The sequence below is a fragment of the Streptomyces sp. NPDC090022 genome (assembly GCF_044748145.1).
In the GTDB taxonomy this organism is placed as follows: Bacteria; Actinomycetota; Actinomycetes; order Streptomycetales; family Streptomycetaceae; genus Streptomyces.
In genome coordinates this window covers 91,379-108,228 of the sequence record NZ_JBIVFN010000021.1, presented here as the reverse complement: position 1 = coordinate 108,228, position 16,850 = coordinate 91,379, and the positions used below count along the sequence as shown (strand labels likewise).

The window sequence follows — 16,850 nt, the reverse complement described above, 5'->3', positions numbered from 1 at the left end:
GCATGCTCGAGGAGGCTCTTGAGCACCTCGTGAAGGGCATTGTGGACAACCCCGACGACGTGCAGGTCGCCTCGCGCAACCTGCGTCGTGGGCAGGTGCTGGAGGTCCGGGTGCACCCCGACGACCTCGGCAAGGTGATCGGCCGCAACGGCCGCACCGCGCGTGCCCTGCGCACCGTCGTGGGCGCCATCGGCGGCCGGGGGATCCGCGTCGACCTCGTCGACGTGGACCAGATCCGCTGAGAAGTTGAACACCGGCACGGGCCGGGGAGGGCTGGTGCCCACCCCGGCCCGTCGTCGTTCGAAGAGGGAGAGGAACAGCGTGCAGCTGGTAGTCGCGCGGATCGGCCGCGCCCATGGCATCAAGGGTGAGGTCACCGTCGAGGTGCGGACCGACGAGCCGGAGCTGCGGCTCAGCCCCGGCGCCGTCCTGCAGACCGAGCCCGCCTCGGCCGGACCGCTGACCGTCGAGACCGGCCGGGTGCACAGCGGCCGGCTGCTGCTGCGCTTCGAGGGAGTCAAGGACCGCAACGCCGCCGAGGCGCTGCGCAACACCCTGCTGATCGCCGACGTGGACCCGGCGGAGCTGCCCGAGGACCCGGACGAGTTCTACGACCACCAGCTGATGGACCTGGACGTGGTCCTCGCCGACGGCACCGTGATCGGCCGGATCACCGAGATCTCGCACCTGCCCTCGCAGGACCTGTTCATCGTCGAGCGGCCGGACGGCACCGAGGTGATGATCCCCTTCGTCGAGGAGATCGTCACCGAGATCGACCTGGAGGAGCAGCGGGCCGTCATCGACCCGCCGCCCGGGCTCATCGACGACCGCGCCGAGATCGTCTCCACGCGTGACGCGGAGGACGCCTCCTGATGCGGCTCGACGTCGTCACGATCTTCCCCGAGTACCTGGAGCCGCTGAACGTCTCCCTCGTCGGCAAGGCCCGCGCCCGCGGCCAGCTCGACGTGCACGTCCACGACCTGCGGGAATGGACGTACGACCGGCACAACACCGTCGACGACACCCCGTACGGCGGCGGCCCGGGCATGGTCATGAAGACCGAGCCCTGGGGGGACTGCCTCGACGACGCGCTCGCCGCCGGCTACGAGGCCGGCGCGCACGGGCCCGTCATGGTCGTCCCCACCCCCAGCGGCCGGCCGTTCACCCAGGAGCTGGCCGTCGAGCTCTCCGCGAAGCCCTGGCTGATCTTCACGCCCGCGCGCTACGAGGGCATCGACCGCCGCGTCATGGACGAGTACGCGACCCGCATACCGGTCCACGAGGTCTCCATCGGCGACTACGTGCTGGCCGGCGGCGAGGCGGCCGTCCTGGTCATCACCGAGGCCGTCGCCCGGCTGCTGCCCGGGGTGCTCGGCAACGCCGAGTCGCACCGCGACGACTCCTTCGCACCCGGCGAGATGGCCAACCTGCTGGAGGGGCCCGTCTACACCAAGCCGCCCGTGTGGCGCGGGCGCGGCATCCCCGAGGTGCTGCTCAGCGGCCACCACGGCAGGATCGCGCGCTGGCGGCGGGACGAGGCCTTCGCCCGTACCGTCGCGAACCGGCCGGACCTCGTCGAGCGCACCCCCGCCACCGCCTTCGACAAGAAGGACCGCGAGACGCTCTCCGTCCTGGGCTGGGAACCGGCCCCGGACGGCCGATTTTGGCGCAGAGCAGAGGCCGTGGAAGAATAGGCGGCTGCTGTACGCCCGCGAGCGCCCCTGCCACAGGGGGACCGTCGTCCGCCGGGTGCTACGGCTCCCGAATTCTCTACGAAGAACCCGCACCGGCGACCTGTGGCGTCGTGCGAAGAAAGCAGACGAGAACATGTCTTCTCTCCTGGACGGCGTCAACGCCGCCTCCCTGCGTACGGACGTCCCGGCCTTCCGCCCCGGTGACACCGTCAACGTCCACGTCCGCGTGATCGAGGGCAACCGCTCCCGTATCCAGCAGTTCAAGGGCGTCGTCATCCGCCGTCAGGGCTCCGGCGTGTCCGAGACCTTCACGGTCCGCAAGGTCTCCTTCAGCGTCGGTGTGGAGCGCACCTTCCCGGTGAACTCCCCGATCTTCGAGAAGATCGAGCTGGTCACCCGCGGTGACGTCCGCCGCGCCAAGCTGTACTACCTCCGTGAGCTCCGCGGCAAGGCCGCGAAGATCAAGGAGAAGCGCGACAACTGAGGCTCCCTCCGGTGTCCCGGAACGGCCGGATAGGCTCGCCTCCGATGGACACCGAAGCACCTCACCCGCAGCGCGGCCACTCCTCTCCCGACGAGGGGGAGGGGCGGCCGCGTTCTGCGTTCCTGCGGCTGACCTGGCGGCGGACGGCCCTGCTGGGCGTCGCGTGCACCGCGTTCCTGCTCCTGCTCAGCAACTTCGTCGTGCAGCCGTTCCAGATCCCGAGCACGTCGATGGAGCCGACCCTGGCCGTCGGCGACCGGGTGCTCGTCAACAAGCTGGCGTACCGTTTCGGCAATCAGCCTGCCCGCGGTGACCTGATCGTCTTCGACGGCACCGGGTCCTTCGTGCCCGAGCGCCCCGAGGGCGGCGGCCCCGGGGCGGTGCTGCGCGGCGCGGTCTCGGCACTGGGCCTGGCCGGGCCCTCCGACAGCGACTTCGTCAAGCGGGTCGTGGGCGTGGGCGGCGACGACGTGGTGTGCTGCGACGCGGCCGGACGCCTGGCCGTCAACGGGGTCCCGCTGCCGGAGCCGTACCTCTACCCCGGGGACGCCCCGTCGAAGGTGCCCTTCCGCATCGTCGTCCCGCTGGGCACCCTGTGGGTGATGGGTGATCACCGCTCCCAGTCCCGGGACTCGCGGGACCACCTCGGGGAGCCGGGGGGCGGGATGGTGCCGGTGGACAAGGTGATCGGACGGGCCGACTGGATCGGCTGGCCCGCCTCGCGCTGGGGCGCGGCGGACCGGACCGGCGGTGGACGTGGGTAGCCGCGGGAAGAAGCGCGAGCGCGAGCCGGAACCCTCCTTCGTCACCCTGGAGGGCGGCCGGGCCCACCGGCGCCTGCAGATGCGCCGGCTGCGGCGGCGCCGGCGCACCCGGCGGGCGGGCGAGCTGCCGCTGCTGGTGGTCGTGGCGCTGTGCATCGCGCTCGTCCTGAAGACGTTCCTCGTCCAGGCCTTCTTCATCCCCTCCGGCTCGATGGAACAGACGATCCGGATCGGCGACCGCGTCCTGGTCGACAAGCTCACCCCGTGGTTCGGCTCCGAGATCGAGCGCGGCGACGTCGTCGTCTTCAAGGACCCCGGCGGCTGGCTCCAGGGCGAGGCCGCCCGGCCCGAGCCCGATCCGGTCGTGGTCAAGCAGGTCAAGCAGGTGCTGACCTTCATCGGCCTGCTGCCCTCCGCCGACGAGCAGGACCTGATCAAGCGGGTCATCGGCATCGGCGGCGACACCGTCGCGTGCTGCGACGCCCAGGGGCGGGTGACCGTCAACGGCACGCCGCTCGACGAGCCGTACGTGAACCCCGGCGACGCGCCCTCCGAGATCCGCTTCGAGGTGCGGGTGCCCGAGGACCGGATCTTCGTGATGGGCGACCACCGCTCCAACTCGGCCGATTCCCGCTACCACCTGGACGAGGCAGGCCAGGGAACCATCGCCGTGCGCGACGTGGTGGGCCGGGCCGTCGTCATCGCCTGGCCGTACGGTCACTGGAGCTCGCTCGACACACCCGCGACGTTCCGTAACGTGCCCGATCGTGCGCGGCGCGGGCGCCGCAGGGGCCGCGGGGGCCCGGCGTTCGCATAGTGTGTCCTCGGTCTCCCGCGCCCTCGGGAACTCCCGGTCGTTAAGGGAGGGGAGGGCCCGTGTCCGAACCGGCGCGGGCCGCGACGCGAACGTACGAACTGAGGAGTGGATGTGGGGGATGTGGCAGTAGGCGCACGGTCCGAGCGCGATGAGCCGGAGGAGAAGCCGGACCCGGCCGTCGAGGAGAAGAACGAGGACGACGCAGCCGAAGCGCAGCCGCACCGCCCCTTCTGGAAGGAACTGCCGCTCCTCATCGGCATCGCCCTGGTGCTGGCCCTGCTGATCAAGACCTTCCTGATGCAGGCGTTCTCGATCCCCTCGGATTCCATGCAGAACACCCTGCAGCGCGGGGACCGGGTGCTGGTCGACAAGCTGACGCCGTGGTTCGGCTCCGAGCCCGAGCGCGGCGAGGTCGTGGTCTTCCACGACCCGGCGAACTGGCTGTCGGGGGAGCCCACTCCGCAGCCCAACCTCGTCCAGCAGGTCCTCAGCAAGATCGGCCTGATGCCGTCCGCCGACGAGAAGGACCTGATCAAGCGGGTCATCGCGGTCGGCGGGGACACGGTGGAGTGCAAGAAGGGCGGCCCGGTCAAGGTCAACGGCAAGGAGCTCGACGAGCCGTACATCTACCCGGGCGACACGCCGTGCGACGACTTCCCCTTCGGGCCGCTCACCGTGCCCGAGGGCAAGATCTGGGTGATGGGCGACCACCGGCAGAACTCGCAGGACTCCCGCTTCCACCAGCAGGACTCCACCAAGGGCTTCGTCCCGGTCGACAAGGTCGTCGGGCGCGCCGTGGTCGTCGCGTGGCCGCTCACCCGCTGGTCGACGCTGCCGGTCCCGGACACCTTCGACCAGCCGGGCATCAACGACAAGAAGGCCGCGGCGGCGCTCGGTGCCGCGCCGGCCGCGCTCGGACTCGTCGGCGCGGTGCCGCTCGTCCTGTGGCGCCGGCGGCGGCTGACCGTGCGGTCCGCGGCGCGGGACAGGCGTGGCTAGGGAGCGTACCGCCGGGTAGGGTGCCGCCCAGGTCGAGATCTCCTCAGGCGGGGGCGCGCAGCTATGGGCGGTACACAGCGGTCCACACAGGGAACCGTACGCGGTGGGGACGGCCGCGGTGGCCTCGGCAACGTGTTGTCGGGGATCGCCGTGGCCGTCGGCTTTGTGCTCTTCCTCGGCGGCTTCGTGTGGGGCGCGCTGGTCTACCGGCCGTACACCGTGCCCACGGACTCGATGATGCCGACGGTGCTGCCCGGGGACCGGGTGCTCGCCCAGCGCATCGACGGCGGCGAGGTCCGCCGCGGGGACGTGGTGATCTTCACCGACGCGGTATGGAGCAACGCTCCGATGCTCAAGCGGGTCGTCGGCGTCGGCGGCGACACCGTGCGCTGCTGCGGCGAGGGCGGCAGGCTCTCGGTGAACGGCAAGGAGCTCGACGAGCCCTACCTGGACATGGTGAAGGCCGACGGGTCGGGGCAGCGCTCGAGGGTGGCGTCGGAGACCCCGTTCGAGGTGACCGTCCCCGAGGGCAACCTGTTCCTGATGGGCGACCGGCGGTCGGCCTCGCTGGACTCCCGGGCGCACCTTCAGGAGGCCGGGCAGGGAACGGTGCCGCGGGAGGCGGTCAGCGCCCGGATCGACGCCCGTGTGTGGCCGTCGATGGTGATGGTGGAGCGCCCCGGCACGTACGCGGGGCTGCCCGGCGGGGTCTCCGCGCAGGGGCCGCTGCGGCTCCAGGTGGCGGCGGCCGTGACCGGCGCGTTCCTGGTGGTGGCGGGGGCCGCGTACGGGCCCGTCGCCCGCCTGCTGCGGCGTGGGCGGACCGGCGGGGCGGGAGCCGGCGGTGTCGGCTGAGGGTGGGACCCCGGCGGTGCCGGGCGACCCGGGCGACCCGGGCGACCCGGGCGTTTTGGGCGCCTCGGGTGATCCGGGTCCGCGGGCGGTGGCGCGGGTGATCCTGCTGGACCCGGACGACCGGATCCTGCTGCTGCACGGGTTCGAACCGGCCGATCCCGCGCAGGAGTGGTGGTTCACCCCGGGCGGCGGCCTGGAGGGGACCGAGAGCCGGGCGGAGGCCGCCCTGCGGGAGCTGGCCGAGGAGACCGGGATCACACAGGTGGAGCTCGGCCCGGTGCTGTGGCACCGCTACTGCTCCTTCCCCTTCGACGGGCGGCGCTGGGAGCAGGACGAGTGGTACTTCCTGGCCCGGACCAGCCAGACCGCGACCGCGCCGGCCGCTCTCACCGACCTGGAGCGGCGCAGCGTCACCGGTGCCAGATGGTGGACCTCCGAGGAACTTCTCGCAGCCCGTGAGACGGTGTACCCGACCAGACTCGCCGAGCTGCTGCGCAAGCTGCTCGACGAGGGTCCTCCGGGTGCGCCGGTGGTCCTGGATCCCGAAATCGTTTAGGGGCGCGTGAGCCTGGCGCACAATAGGGGGACGCACGGCTGAAGGGGAACATGCCATGAGCGCCGAGGACCTCGAGAAGTACGAGACCGAGATGGAGCTGAAGCTCTATCGGGAGTACCGCGACGTCGTCGGGCTGTTCAAGTACGTGATCGAGACGGAACGCCGTTTCTACCTCACCAACGACTACGAGATGCAGGTGCACTCGGTCCAGGGCGAGGTGTTCTTCGAGGTCACGATGGCGGACGCGTGGGTCTGGGACATGTACCGCCCGGCGCGCTTCGTCAAGCAGGTGCGCGTGCTGACCTTCAAGGACGTGAACATCGAGGAGCTCAACAAGACCGACCTGGAGCTCCCGGGCAGCTGAGGAAGTTATCCACAATGCCTCGGTTGTCCACCAAGATCCTTCTGATCGGGGGCGGCGCGGGACATTCGGTACCGGAGGTGGTGCCGGATGGACGCACGAGGGGCACTGGGGAAGTACGGCGAGGAGCTGGCCGCGCGGCGGCTGGCCGAAGCCGGGATGACCGTGATCGCGCGCAACTGGCGGTCCGGGCGGGGCGGTGAGATCGACATCGTCGCGCGGGACGGCGACGCGCTGGTGATCTGCGAGGTCAAGACGCGCCGGGCCGGCGCGTTCGAGCATCCCGCGGCGGCGGTCCGGGCGGGCAAGGCGGTGCGGCTGCGCCGGCTCGCCGAGCGGTGGCTGGCCGACCACGGCGGACCACCGCCCGGCGGGGTGCGCATCGACCTGGTCGCGGTGGTCCTGCCACGGCGCGGGGCGCCCGTCGTGGACCACCTCAGGGGGGTGGCCTGATGGGATTCGCGCGGACGTGCTCGGTGGCGCTGGTCGGCGTCGAGGGCGTGGTGGTGGAGGTGCAGGCCGACCTCGAACCGGGGGTGGCGGCCTTCACCCTCGTGGGCCTGCCGGACAAGACCCTGGTCGAGAGCCGGGACCGGGTGCGCGCTGCGGTGGTCAATTCCGGCGCGGAGTGGCCGCAGAAGAAGCTCACCGTCGGCCTCAGTCCGGCGTCGGTCCCCAAATGCGGTTCGGGGTTCGACCTGGCCGTCGCGGCGGCCGTCCTCGGCGCGGCCGAGCGTGTCGACGTGGCCGCCATCGCCGACCTGGTCCTCATCGGCGAGCTCGGTCTCGACGGCCGGGCCCGCCCCGTCCGGGGCGTCCTCCCGGCGGTCCTGGCGGCCGCGGAGGCCGGCTACCGCAGGGTGGTCGTCCCCCAGAGCTGCGCGGCGGAGGCCGCCCTGGTCCCGCAGGTCTCGGTGCTGGGCATCCGCAGCCTGCGCCAGCTGATCGCGGTCCTGACGGACGCCGAGATCCCCGACGAAGAGCCCCCCGAGCCGCCGGGGCGCCCGGACCCGATGCTCGCGGGCCTGGTCGTGCCGGGGGCCGCGCTGGGCACCGGCCTCCTCCGCGGACCGGCCGGGGCCGCCGCGGCGGCGGGCGGGGGACCGGGCGGCGCGGAGGGGCTGCCCGACCTCGCCGACGTGGCGGGGCAGCCGCTGGCCCGCCGGGCCCTGGAAGTGGCGGCCGCCGGCGGCCACCACCTCTTCCTCAGCGGCCCGCCCGGCGCCGGCAAGACGATGCTGGCCGAGCGGCTGCCGGGGATCCTGCCGCCGCTCACCCGGCAGGAGTCCCTGGAGGTCACCGCCGTCCACTCGGTCGCCGGGATCCTGCCGCCCGGCGAGCCCCTGGTCGGCGCGCCGCCCTACTGCGCCCCGCACCACTCGGCGACCATGCAGTCGCTGATCGGCGGCGGGCAGGGCGTGCCCCGGCCCGGGGCGGTCTCGCTGGCACACAAGGGCGTGCTCTTCCTGGACGAGGCCCCGGAGTTCAGCACGCGTGTCCTGGACGCGCTGCGCCAGCCGCTGGAATCCGGTCATGTCGTGGTGGCCCGCGCCGCCGGGGTGGTCCGGCTGCCCGCGCGGTTCCTGATGGTGCTGGCCGCCAACCCCTGCCCGTGCGGGCGGCACACCCTGCACGGGGCCGGCTGCGAATGCCCTCCGTCGGTGATCCGTCGCTACCAGAGCCGGCTCTCCGGGCCCCTCATGGACCGCGTCGACCTGCGGGTGGAGGTGGAACCGGTCAGCCGGTCCGACCTGCTGGGCCGGGGCGGGCGCGGCGAGGCCAGCAGCACCGTCGCCGCGCGGGTCGCCGAGGCCAGGGCCCGGGCGGCGGACCGGCTCGCCGGGACACCGTGGACCGTCAACAGCGAGGTCCCCGGGCACGAGCTGCGCACCCGCCGCCGGCCCGTGCCCGGCGCCCTCGACCAGGCCGAACGCGACCTGGAGCGGGGCTTGCTCACCGCGCGCGGCCTGGACCGGGTGCTGCGGGTCGCCTGGACCGTCGCCGACCTGGCCGGCAAGGACCGTCCCGACGCCCTCGACATGGCCGTCGCCCTGGAACTGCGCACCGGTATCGCCCGCGGTGTGCCGCTCGGCCCGGGAGCCGTGCGATGACCGGGCAGGAGGACCTGCGGGCGAGGGCCGCGCTGACCCGGGTGCTGGAGCCCGGGGACGAGCACGGCGGGCGCTGGCTGCGGGAGTTCGGGGCGGCCGAGGTGATACGGCTGCTCACCGGGCCCGAGGAGGGGAGCCGGGCGCTGGCCGGGGTGGGGCAGGAGCGGCTGGCCGGGTACCGCGGCCGGGCGGCGCTCGCGGACCCGGACCGCGACCTCGCACGGATCGAGGAGCTGGGCGGGCGGTTCGTCTGCCCCGGGTCGCCGCAGTGGCCCCGCCAGTTGGACGACCTCGGGGACACCCGGCCGGTGGGGCTGTGGCTGCGGGGCGCCCCCGACCTGCGGGCCTGGGCCCTGAGCTCGGTCGCCGTCGTCGGGGCCCGGGCCTGCACGCCCTACGGCGCCCACATGGCCCAGACCCTGGCCGCCGGACTCGTCGAACGCGGCTGGGTCGTGCTGTCCGGCGGCGCCTTCGGGGTCGACGGGGCCGCGCACCGCGGGGCGCTGGCCGCGGGCGGGGCGACGGCCGCCGTGCTGGCCTGCGGGGTGGACGTGGCGTACCCGCGCGGGCACGCCGGGCTGCTGGGCCGGATCGTCGGCCAGGGGCTGGTCCTGGGGGAGCTGCCCCCGGGCAGCCATCCCACCCGCAGCCGGTTCGTCCTGCGCAACCGGGTCATCGCCGCCCTCACCCGCGGCACGGTGGTCGTCGAGGCCGCGCTGCGCAGCGGCTCGCTGGTCACCGCCCGCCGCGCCCAGGCGCTGGGCCGGTTCACCATGGGCGTGCCCGGCCCCGCCACCAGCGCGCTCTCGGCCGGGGTGCACGAACTGCTGCGCGGCGGCGGCACCCTGGTCACCGACGCCGCCGACGTCGTCGAACTGGTCGGCGCCATGGGCGAGCTGGCGCCCGTGCGGCGCGGACCGGTGCTGACCCGGGACCTGCTGGCGCCGGCGGCGGCCAGGGTGCTCGACGCCCTGCCCGCCGGGCGGCCCGCCCGTGCCGAGGAGGTGGCACTGGCCGCGGGCACCGGAACCGATGAGGTCATCGGCAGACTGTACGAACTTCACTCTCTGGGGTTCGTCGAACGGCAGGGCGAGGAGTGGCGGTTGACCCCGCACCCGCCCGACGAGGGCACTCGAACCGGTGGCGTCCGGCGAGGCGGTCATTGACCTGGGGTGTTCCGGTGAAAGAGTGAAGCCGATGACAGATGCGGTCCTCCTGGTGCCAGCCGCCGGGACCGGGCGCGAGGCGCCGGTCCCGGGCCGCCCGCGCGATGTGAGCCGCTCCGGCGCCCCCGTGCGATCCCGTACTCTTCGCGCACCGCCTCTTCGCGCACCGCGACGATTCAGTCACGCTACGCTCCCAAGGAATCCGGCCCCGACAAAGGCGAAGCATGCCCCAGCACACCTCAGGGTCTGACCGCGCTGCCGTGCCCCCCGCTGCCCGCGGCAGCGAGAGGTCCACCGCGCCCTCGTCCCTGGACACGCTGTGGCGCTCGTACAAGGAATCGGGTGACGAACGGCTGCGGGAGCAGCTGATCCTGCACTACTCGCCGCTGGTCAAGTACGTCGCCGGCCGGGTCAGCGTCGGCCTGCCGCCCAACGTGGAGCAGGCCGACTTCGTCTCCTCCGGGGTCTTCGGGCTGATCGACGCCATCGAGAAGTTCGACATCGAGCGGTCGATCAAGTTCGAGACGTACGCGATCACCCGGATTCGCGGCGCGATGATCGACGAGCTGCGCGCGCTGGACTGGATCCCGCGCTCGGTGCGGCAGAAGGCGCGGGCCGTGGAGCGGGCCTACGCCACCCTGGAGGCGCAGCTGCGGCGCACCCCGACCGAGACCGAGGTCGCCGGCGAGATGGGCGTCGGGGTGGAGGAACTCCACTCCGTTTTCAGCCAGTTGTCCCTCGCCAACGTGGTCGCGCTGGAGGAGCTGCTGCACGTGGGCGGCGAGGGCGGCGACCGCCTCTCGCTCATGGACACCCTGGAGGACACCGCAGCCGACAATCCCGTGGAAGTGGCCGAGGACCGTGAGCTGCGCAGACTGCTGGCCCGGGCGATCAACACCCTCCCCGAGCGGGAGAAGACCGTGGTGACCCTCTACTACTACGAGGGCCTGACCCTCGCCGAGATCGGCCACGTCCTGGGCGTCACCGAGAGCCGCGTCAGCCAGATCCACACCAAGTCCGTGCTGCAACTGCGGGCGAAGCTGGCGGATGTCGGGCGGTGAGCTTGCGTCCCCTCCGTAGAGTGGAACCGTGCCAAGGATTCGAGCGGCCTCCGTGGCCGAGCACCGGACGATGCAGCGCGCCGCCCTGCTGGACGCCGCGCGTTCCCTGCTGTCCGAAGGCGGGACGGAAGCGCTGACCTTCCCCGCCCTCGCCGAGCGGACCGGCCTGGCCCGGTCCTCCGTCTACGAGTACTTCCGCTCGCGCGCGGCCGTGGTCGAAGAGCTGTGCGCGGTGGACTTCCCCGTGTGGGCGGCCGAGATCGAGGCGGCGATGGAGGCCGAGCAGGCCCCCGAGGCGAAGATCGAGGCCTATGTCCGCAGCCAGCTGAGCCTGGTCGGGGACCGGCGGCACCGGGCCGTGGTGGCGATCTCCGCCAGCGAGCTGGACGCCGGGGCGCGGGAGAAGATCCGCGCGGCCCACGGCGGCCTGGTGGCGATGATCGTCGAGGCGCTCGGCGCGCTCGGCCACGCCCAGCCCCGGCTGGCGGCCATGCTGCTCCAGGGCGTGGTGGACGCCGCGGTCCGGCGCATCGAGCTGGGCGCCGCGGAGGACCCCGCCGAGGTCACCGAGGTGGCCGTCGCCATGGCCCTGCGCGGCGTCCGGGGCTGACCCCGTTCCCCGCGGCAGCAGCCGGACCGCGGCGCGGCCGAGCAGCGCGAGCGGGTTGAGGTAGCTCTCGCCCGCCAGCAGCCCCCAGTGCAGGCACGCCACCGGGCAGTGCGTCCCCGCGTCGAGGACCGCCACGACCTGGCCGGCGGTGACGGCCTCCCCCGTCACCACCAGCGGCCGCACCGGCTCGTACGTGGTGCGCAGCCCGCCCGGGAGGGTGAGGGAGAGCACGCCGCGGCCGGCCACCTGTCCGGCGTAATGCACCCGGCCGGGGCCGACCGCGCGGATCCGCGCGCCCGGCGGCGCGGCGAGGTCCACCCCGCGGTGACCCGCCGCGTACGGCCCCGGCGGCGCATCCCACCAGCGGACCACGTGCAGCGGGGCCGGCAGCGGGCGGACGTACGGCGCGGCCGGGGCCGGCCGCGGATGGGCGTACGGCGCGGACGCGGCCGGCCGCGGATGGGCGTACGGCGCGGCCGGGGCCGGCCGCAGGTGGGCGTACGGCGTCGCGGGGGCCGGCAGCGGGCGGGCGTGCGGTGCGGGCGGGGTCGGCGGCAGGGCCAGCAGCAGCGTCAGGACCACGGTGAGCAGCGAGAACGTCATGTTCACCACGGTCCCCCGGCGGGCTCCCGACACCGGCCCGCCTGTGGACGACCGGGCCGTTGTGGACAACCGGGCCGCCGTGGATCGGGGGCACCCCGGACGGGGTCCGGGGGAGGCGTCATCCGGCACGGCGCCGGGTCCCGTACACTTCTTGTGGCGATCCGGGTCACCGGGTCGACTTCGCACGCCCCAGCACCGGCCCGCAGCGGCAACGGTGACAGCGTCCCTCGGTCCCCTTCTCGGGGGCAGGACGCGGCGGGGCGTCAGGATGCAACCGAGAATTCAAGGAGATACGGCCATGGCCGTCGTCACGATGCGGGAGCTGCTGGAAAGCGGCGTCCACTTCGGTCACCAGACCCGTCGCTGGAACCCGAAGATGAAGCGCTTCATCTTCACCGAGCGCAACGGCATCTACATCATCGACCTGCTCCAGTCGCTGTCGTACATCGACCGCGCCTACGAGTTCGTCAAGGAGACCGTCGCGCACGGCGGCTCCATCATGTTCGTCGGCACCAAGAAGCAGGCGCAGGAGGCGATCGCCGAGCAGGCGACCCGCGTCGGCATGCCCTACGTCAACCAGCGCTGGCTGGGCGGCATGCTCACCAACTTCTCCACCGTCTACAAGCGCCTTCAGCGTCTGAAGGAGCTCGAGGCGATCGACTTCGAGGACGTGGCCGCCTCCGGCCTCACCAAGAAGGAGCTCCTGGTCCTCTCCCGCGAGAAGGCCAAGCTGGAGAAGACCCTCGGTGGTATCCGCGAGATGCAGAAGGTGCCGAGCGCCGTCTGGATCGTCGACACCAAGAAGGAGCACATCGCCGTCGGTGAGGCGCGCAAGCTCCACATCCCGGTCGTCGCGATCCTCGACACCAACTGCGACCCCGACGAGGTCGACTACAAGATCCCGGGCAACGACGACGCGATCCGCTCCGTCACCCTGCTCACCCGCGTGATCGCCGACGCCGTCGCCGAGGGCCTCATCGCCCGTTCCGGCGTCGCCACCGGTGACTCGAAGCCGGGCGACAAGGCCGCCGGCGAGCCGCTCGCCGAGTGGGAGCGCGACCTGCTCGAGGGTGAGAAGAAGGCTGACGAGGCTCCGGCCGCCGCCGAGGCCCCCGCCGCCGAGGCCCCCGCGGCCGACGAGGCTCCGGCTGCCGAGGCTCCGGCCGCCGAGGCCGAGCAGGCCTGACCCACTGTGAGCGCCCGGCGTTCACCCGCCGGGCACTCGCAGCGCGGACGATGACGACGGGGGACGGTGCCACGGCACCGGCCCCCGCCGTTCACCCGTAGATCTACGACTTCGAGAGAGAATCACAGACTCATGGCGAACTACACCGCCGCTGACGTCAAGAAGCTCCGCGAGCTCACCGGCGCCGGCATGATGGACTGCAAGAAGGCTCTGGACGAGTCCGAGGGCAACGTCGACAAGGCCGTCGAGGCCCTGCGCATCAAGGGCCAGAAGGGCGTCGCCAAGCGCGAGGGCCGGTCCGCCGAGAACGGTGCCATCGTCTCCGTCATCGCCGAGGACGCCTCCGCCGGTGTTCTGGTCGAGCTGAAGTGCGAGACGGACTTCGTCGCCAAGGGCGAGAAGTTCCAGGCCGTCGCCAAGACCATCGCCGACCACGTCGTCGCCACCTCCCCGGCTGACATCGAGGCCCTGCTCTCCTCCGAGATCGAGGCCGGCAAGACCGTCCAGGCGTTCGTCGACGAGGCCAACGCCAACCTCGGCGAGAAGATCGTCCTCGACCGCTTCGCGCAGTACAAGGACGGCTTCGTCCACGCCTACATGCACCGCACGAACCCCGACCTGCCGCCGCAGATCGGTGTTCTGGTGGAGTTCGACAAGGAGAGCGACGTCGCTCGCGGCATCGCGCAGCACATCGCCGCCTTCGCGCCGAAGTACCTCTCCAAGGAGGACGTCCCGGCCGAGGTCATCGAGTCCGAGCGCCGCGTCGCCGAGGAGACCACCCGCGCCGAGGGCAAGCCCGAGGCCGCGCTCCCGAAGATCGTCGAGGGTCGCGTCAACGGCTTCTTCAAGGAGGCCACGCTGCTGGGCCAGCCGTACGCGCTGGACAACAAGAAGTCCGTCCAGCAGATCCTGGACGAGGCCGGTGTCACCCTGAAGCGCTTCACCCGCATCAAGGTCGGCATCTGAGTCCGTCCGTACGCGACGGACACCCGGACCCCGGTAGGGTCTGAGGCAGTCGTCCGCGTTCGCGCAGGACGACCGCAGATCTGACGAGGAGGCCATTGCCGTAGAGGGAACCGCAAGGACCCACCGGCAATGGCCTTCTTCGTATGTGCACGAGGAGATCTCCATGAATCAGGGCGTGGACCCCCACACCGCTTCCGACGACAAGAGCGACCACGACAAGAAGGCAGGCCGCCGCTTCATGCTGAAGCTGTCCGGCGAGGCCTTCTCCGGCGGCGGCGGCCTGGGTGTCGACCCCGACGTCGTGCACGCCATCGCCCGCGAGATCGCGGCCGTGGTCCGCGACGGCGCGGAAATCGCGGTCGTCATCGGCGGCGGCAACTTCTTCCGAGGCGCCGAGCTGCAGCAGCGCGGCATGGACCGTGCCCGGTCCGACTACATGGGCATGCTCGGCACCGTCATGAACTGCCTCGCCCTCCAGGACTTCCTGGAGAAGGAAGGCATCGACTCCCGCGTCCAGACCGCCATCACCATGGGCCAGGTCGCGGAACCGTACATCCCGCTGCGTGCCGTGCGGCACCTGGAGAAGGGCCGCGTCGTGATCTTCGGCGCCGGTATGGGCATGCCCTACTTCTCCACCGACACCACCGCCGCGCAGCGCGCCCTGGAGATCGACGCCGAGGCGCTTCTCATGGGCAAGAACGGCGTGGACGGGGTCTACGACTCCGACCCGAAGACCAACCCGGACGCCGTCAAGTTCGACGCGCTGGAGTACGGCGAGGTGCTCTCGCGCGACCTCAAGGTCGCCGACGCCACCGCCATCACGCTCTGCCGCGACAACAAGCTGCCGATCCTGGTCTTCGAGCTGCTCGCCGAGGGCAATATCGCCCGCGCGGTCAAGGGTGAGAAGATCGGCACGCTCGTGAGCGACGAGGGCACCCGGGCGTAGTGCCCCCGAGCCCCGGGCGCCGCCCCGAGCGTCCCGCCGGCCGCGAGGCCGGCGCCGCCCGCCTGAACCATCCATATCTGACATGCAGGAGCACGTGGTGATCGAAGAAATCCTCCTCGAGGCCGAGGAGAAGATGGAGAAGGCCGTCGTGGTCGCCAAGGAGGACTTCGCCGCGATCCGCACCGGCCGTGCGCACCCGGCGATGTTCAACAAGATCGTGGCGGACTACTACGGTGCCCTCACGCCCATCAACCAGCTGGCCTCCTTCTCGGTGCCCGAGCCGCGCATGGCCGTGGTGACCCCGTTCGACAAGAGCGCGCTGCGCAACATCGAGCAGGCCATCCGCGACTCCGACCTGGGTGTCAACCCCAGCAACGACGGCAACATCATCCGGGTGACCTTCCCGGAGCTCACCGAGGAGCGCCGCCGCGACTACATCAAGGTCGCGCGCACCAAGGCCGAGGACTCCAAGGTCTCCATCCGTTCCGTGCGCCGCAAGGCGAAGGATGCCCTCGACAAGCTCGTCAAGGACAAGGAGACGGGCGAGGACGAGGTGCGCCGCGCGGAGAAGGAGCTCGACGACACCACCGCGAAGTACGTCGCGCAGGTGGACGAGCTGCTCAAGCACAAGGAAGCCGAGCTCCTCGAGGTCTGATGAACGACTCTCCCTGGGCCGCGGAGCCGGTTGCCGCGGGTCCGGCTTATGATCGGGGGGCCGCCCTTCCGGGCGGCCCCCCGGTCCGTGCCGAGACGCCGCCGCAGGAGCCCATGCCCACGCCACCATCGCAGGCCCCGCAGGCCTCCTCGCAGCCTCCGCAGAGGAAGCGGGCGGGGCGGGACCTGCGCGCCGCCATAGGGGTCGGCGTCGGCCTCGGCGCGGTCATCTTCGCTTCGCTCTTCATCGTCAAGGCGGTCTTCGTCGGCGTCGTCGCCGTCGCGGTCGTCGTGGGCCTGTGGGAGCTGACGTCCCGGCTCCAGGAACGCAAGGGCATCAAGGCGCCGCTGGTACCGCTCGCGGTCGGCGGCGCGGCCATGGTCATCGCCGGATACGTCCGCGGGGCCGAGGGCGCGTGGGTGGCCATGGCCCTCACGGCGCTCGCGGTGCTCGTATGGCGGATGACCGAGCCGCCGGAGGACTACCTCAAGGACGTCACGGCCGGTGTCTTCGCCGCGTTCTACGTGCCGTTCCTGGCGACCTTCGTGGCGATGATGCTCACCGCGGACGACGGTCCGCAGCGGGTGGTCACCTTCCTGGTGCTCACCGTGGTCAGCGACACCGGCGCCTACGCGGTCGGCTGGCGCTTCGGCAAGCACAAGCTCGCCCCGCGCATCAGCCCCGGCAAGACCCGCGAGGGCCTGCTCGGCGCCGTCGCCTTCGCCATGGCGGCCGGCGCGCTGTGCATGGAGTTCCTGGTCGACGGCGGCAGCTGGTGGCAGGGTCTGCTGCTGGGGCTCGCGGTCGCCGTGAGCGCCACGCTCGGCGACCTCGGCGAGTCGATGATCAAGCGGGACCTGGGCATCAAGGACATGGGCACCCTGCTCCCGGGTCACGGGGGCATCATGGACCGCCTGGACTCCCTGCTGCCGACGGCACCGGTGGTGTGGCTGCTGCTGGCGGCCTTCGTCGGCACCAGTTGATCATGGTCGCAGGCTGATCAGGGACCCGTGCGG

General features: G+C 72.1%; 20 protein-coding genes and 1 pseudogene. 20 read left to right on the top strand and 1 reads right to left on the bottom strand.

Annotated elements, in window-relative coordinates:
• Nucleotides 1–2 precede the first annotated feature (2 nt).
• The 15 genes from ACIPXB_RS28735 (at nucleotide 3) to ACIPXB_RS28665 (ending at nucleotide 11,478) form a co-directional block, all read left to right on the top strand.
• On the top strand, nucleotides 3–242 hold the full coding sequence (locus tag ACIPXB_RS28735; protein WP_201880709.1) for an RNA-binding protein: 240 nt from the start codon (nucleotides 3–5) through the stop codon (nucleotides 240–242).
• A 79-nt stretch (nucleotides 243–321) separates the two neighbouring features.
• The gene (gene rimM / locus ACIPXB_RS28730; protein WP_401454398.1) at nucleotides 322–873 is read left to right on the top strand and encodes a ribosome maturation factor RimM; all 552 of its coding nucleotides are present in this window, start codon (nucleotides 322–324) and stop codon (nucleotides 871–873) included.
• Complete coding sequence (gene trmD, locus ACIPXB_RS28725; protein WP_401454396.1) at nucleotides 873–1,694, top strand: tRNA (guanosine(37)-N1)-methyltransferase TrmD; 822 nt, start codon at nucleotides 873–875, stop codon at nucleotides 1,692–1,694. Before rimM ends, trmD begins: the two co-directional genes overlap by 1 nt.
• A 133-nt stretch (nucleotides 1,695–1,827) precedes the next feature.
• Nucleotides 1,828–2,178 carry a 50S ribosomal protein L19 gene (gene rplS / locus ACIPXB_RS28720; protein ID WP_401454395.1) on the top strand — a complete coding sequence of 117 codons (351 nt, stop codon included), beginning with the start codon at nucleotides 1,828–1,830 and terminating at the stop codon, nucleotides 2,176–2,178.
• Between the two features lie 44 nt (nucleotides 2,179–2,222).
• Nucleotides 2,223–2,942 (top strand): signal peptidase I, encoded by a 720-nt coding sequence (lepB, locus tag ACIPXB_RS28715; RefSeq protein WP_401454394.1) that lies wholly within the window; start codon nucleotides 2,223–2,225, stop codon nucleotides 2,940–2,942.
• Nucleotides 2,929–3,759: a signal peptidase I gene (gene lepB, locus ACIPXB_RS28710; protein WP_401454392.1), complete on the top strand. Its 831-nt coding sequence runs from the start codon at nucleotides 2,929–2,931 to the stop codon at nucleotides 3,757–3,759. Before lepB (ACIPXB_RS28715) ends, lepB (ACIPXB_RS28710) begins: the two co-directional genes overlap by 14 nt.
• A gap of 120 nt (nucleotides 3,760–3,879) precedes the next feature.
• On the top strand, nucleotides 3,880–4,758 hold the full coding sequence (gene lepB, locus ACIPXB_RS28705; protein ID WP_401454391.1) for a signal peptidase I: 879 nt from the start codon (nucleotides 3,880–3,882) through the stop codon (nucleotides 4,756–4,758).
• A gap of 63 nt (nucleotides 4,759–4,821) precedes the next feature.
• Nucleotides 4,822–5,613 (top strand): signal peptidase I, encoded by a 792-nt coding sequence (gene lepB / locus ACIPXB_RS28700; protein WP_401454389.1) that lies wholly within the window; start codon nucleotides 4,822–4,824, stop codon nucleotides 5,611–5,613.
• A gap of 16 nt (nucleotides 5,614–5,629) precedes the next feature.
• Nucleotides 5,630–6,169 carry an NUDIX hydrolase gene (locus ACIPXB_RS28695; RefSeq protein ID WP_401454427.1) on the top strand — a complete coding sequence of 180 codons (540 nt, stop codon included), beginning with the start codon at nucleotides 5,630–5,632 and terminating at the stop codon, nucleotides 6,167–6,169.
• Nucleotides 6,170–6,224: 55 nt separating this feature from the next.
• Nucleotides 6,225–6,533, top strand: coding sequence for a DUF2469 domain-containing protein (locus tag ACIPXB_RS28690; protein ID WP_179178094.1), 309 nt, complete (start codon nucleotides 6,225–6,227; stop codon nucleotides 6,531–6,533).
• 87 nt (nucleotides 6,534–6,620) lie between these two features.
• Nucleotides 6,621–6,983: a YraN family protein gene (locus ACIPXB_RS28685; protein ID WP_401454388.1), complete on the top strand. Its 363-nt coding sequence runs from the start codon at nucleotides 6,621–6,623 to the stop codon at nucleotides 6,981–6,983.
• Nucleotides 6,983–8,641 carry a YifB family Mg chelatase-like AAA ATPase gene (locus tag ACIPXB_RS28680; protein ID WP_401454387.1) on the top strand — a complete coding sequence of 553 codons (1,659 nt, stop codon included), beginning with the start codon at nucleotides 6,983–6,985 and terminating at the stop codon, nucleotides 8,639–8,641. Before ACIPXB_RS28685 ends, ACIPXB_RS28680 begins: the two co-directional genes overlap by 1 nt.
• A complete protein-coding gene (gene dprA / locus ACIPXB_RS28675) occupies nucleotides 8,638–9,807 on the top strand; it encodes a DNA-processing protein DprA (protein ID WP_401454385.1) in 1,170 nt (389 codons plus the stop codon). Before ACIPXB_RS28680 ends, dprA begins: the two co-directional genes overlap by 4 nt.
• A gap of 224 nt (nucleotides 9,808–10,031) precedes the next feature.
• The gene (whiG, locus tag ACIPXB_RS28670; RefSeq protein WP_401454384.1) at nucleotides 10,032–10,868 is read left to right on the top strand and encodes an RNA polymerase sigma factor WhiG; all 837 of its coding nucleotides are present in this window, start codon (nucleotides 10,032–10,034) and stop codon (nucleotides 10,866–10,868) included.
• A 70-nt stretch (nucleotides 10,869–10,938) separates the two neighbouring features.
• Nucleotides 10,939–11,478, top strand: coding sequence for a TetR/AcrR family transcriptional regulator (locus ACIPXB_RS28665; RefSeq protein WP_401454426.1), 540 nt, complete (start codon nucleotides 10,939–10,941; stop codon nucleotides 11,476–11,478).
• Nucleotides 11,479–11,541: 63 nt separating this feature from the next.
• On the opposite strand, the pseudogene ACIPXB_RS28660 reads toward ACIPXB_RS28665, so the two are convergent.
• Nucleotides 11,542–12,081: pseudogene (locus tag ACIPXB_RS28660) on the bottom strand (peptidoglycan DD-metalloendopeptidase family protein); the annotation flags it as partial.
• Between the two features lie 298 nt (nucleotides 12,082–12,379).
• Between ACIPXB_RS28660 and rpsB the strand changes: the two are divergent.
• The 5 genes from rpsB to ACIPXB_RS28635 all read left to right on the top strand — a co-directional run bounded on the left by rpsB (nucleotide 12,380) and on the right by ACIPXB_RS28635 (nucleotide 16,817).
• The gene (gene rpsB / locus ACIPXB_RS28655; RefSeq protein WP_401454382.1) at nucleotides 12,380–13,267 is read left to right on the top strand and encodes a 30S ribosomal protein S2; all 888 of its coding nucleotides are present in this window, start codon (nucleotides 12,380–12,382) and stop codon (nucleotides 13,265–13,267) included.
• 132 nt (nucleotides 13,268–13,399) lie between these two features.
• Nucleotides 13,400–14,233: a translation elongation factor Ts gene (gene tsf / locus ACIPXB_RS28650; protein ID WP_401454381.1), complete on the top strand. Its 834-nt coding sequence runs from the start codon at nucleotides 13,400–13,402 to the stop codon at nucleotides 14,231–14,233.
• 163 nt (nucleotides 14,234–14,396) lie between these two features.
• The gene (gene pyrH, locus ACIPXB_RS28645) at nucleotides 14,397–15,179 is read left to right on the top strand and encodes a UMP kinase (RefSeq protein ID WP_401454380.1); all 783 of its coding nucleotides are present in this window, start codon (nucleotides 14,397–14,399) and stop codon (nucleotides 15,177–15,179) included.
• Between the two features lie 97 nt (nucleotides 15,180–15,276).
• Entirely contained in the window at nucleotides 15,277–15,834 is a 558-nt protein-coding gene (gene frr, locus ACIPXB_RS28640) for a ribosome recycling factor (protein WP_401454424.1), read from the top strand.
• Nucleotides 15,834–16,817 (top strand): phosphatidate cytidylyltransferase, encoded by a 984-nt coding sequence (locus ACIPXB_RS28635; protein ID WP_401454379.1) that lies wholly within the window; start codon nucleotides 15,834–15,836, stop codon nucleotides 16,815–16,817. The genes frr and ACIPXB_RS28635 overlap by 1 nt, the downstream gene beginning before the upstream one ends.
• The last annotated feature ends 33 nt before the right edge of the window (nucleotides 16,818–16,850 follow it).

Bases quoted from the DNA above. Each gene is read 5' to 3' on its own strand.
- ACIPXB_RS28735 (WP_201880709.1), top strand. From the start codon at position 3: ATGCTCGAGGAGGCTCTTGAGCACCTCGTGAAGGGCATTGTGGACAAC.
- trmD (WP_401454396.1), top strand. From the start codon at position 873: ATGCGGCTCGACGTCGTCACGATCTTCCCCGAGTACCTGGAGCCGCTG.
- rplS (WP_401454395.1), top strand. From the start codon at position 1,828: ATGTCTTCTCTCCTGGACGGCGTCAACGCCGCCTCCCTGCGTACGGAC.
- lepB (WP_401454394.1), top strand. From the start codon at position 2,223: ATGGACACCGAAGCACCTCACCCGCAGCGCGGCCACTCCTCTCCCGAC.
- lepB (WP_401454389.1), top strand. From the start codon at position 4,822: ATGGGCGGTACACAGCGGTCCACACAGGGAACCGTACGCGGTGGGGAC.
- ACIPXB_RS28690 (WP_179178094.1), top strand. From the start codon at position 6,225: ATGAGCGCCGAGGACCTCGAGAAGTACGAGACCGAGATGGAGCTGAAG.
- ACIPXB_RS28685 (WP_401454388.1), top strand. From the start codon at position 6,621: ATGGACGCACGAGGGGCACTGGGGAAGTACGGCGAGGAGCTGGCCGCG.
- ACIPXB_RS28680 (WP_401454387.1), top strand. From the start codon at position 6,983: ATGGGATTCGCGCGGACGTGCTCGGTGGCGCTGGTCGGCGTCGAGGGC.
- dprA (WP_401454385.1), top strand. From the start codon at position 8,638: ATGACCGGGCAGGAGGACCTGCGGGCGAGGGCCGCGCTGACCCGGGTG.
- whiG (WP_401454384.1), top strand. From the start codon at position 10,032: ATGCCCCAGCACACCTCAGGGTCTGACCGCGCTGCCGTGCCCCCCGCT.
- ACIPXB_RS28665 (WP_401454426.1), top strand. From the start codon at position 10,939: ATGCAGCGCGCCGCCCTGCTGGACGCCGCGCGTTCCCTGCTGTCCGAA.
- rpsB (WP_401454382.1), top strand. From the start codon at position 12,380: ATGGCCGTCGTCACGATGCGGGAGCTGCTGGAAAGCGGCGTCCACTTC.
- tsf (WP_401454381.1), top strand. From the start codon at position 13,400: ATGGCGAACTACACCGCCGCTGACGTCAAGAAGCTCCGCGAGCTCACC.
- pyrH (WP_401454380.1), top strand. From the start codon at position 14,397: ATGAATCAGGGCGTGGACCCCCACACCGCTTCCGACGACAAGAGCGAC.
- ACIPXB_RS28635 (WP_401454379.1), top strand. From the start codon at position 15,834: ATGAACGACTCTCCCTGGGCCGCGGAGCCGGTTGCCGCGGGTCCGGCT.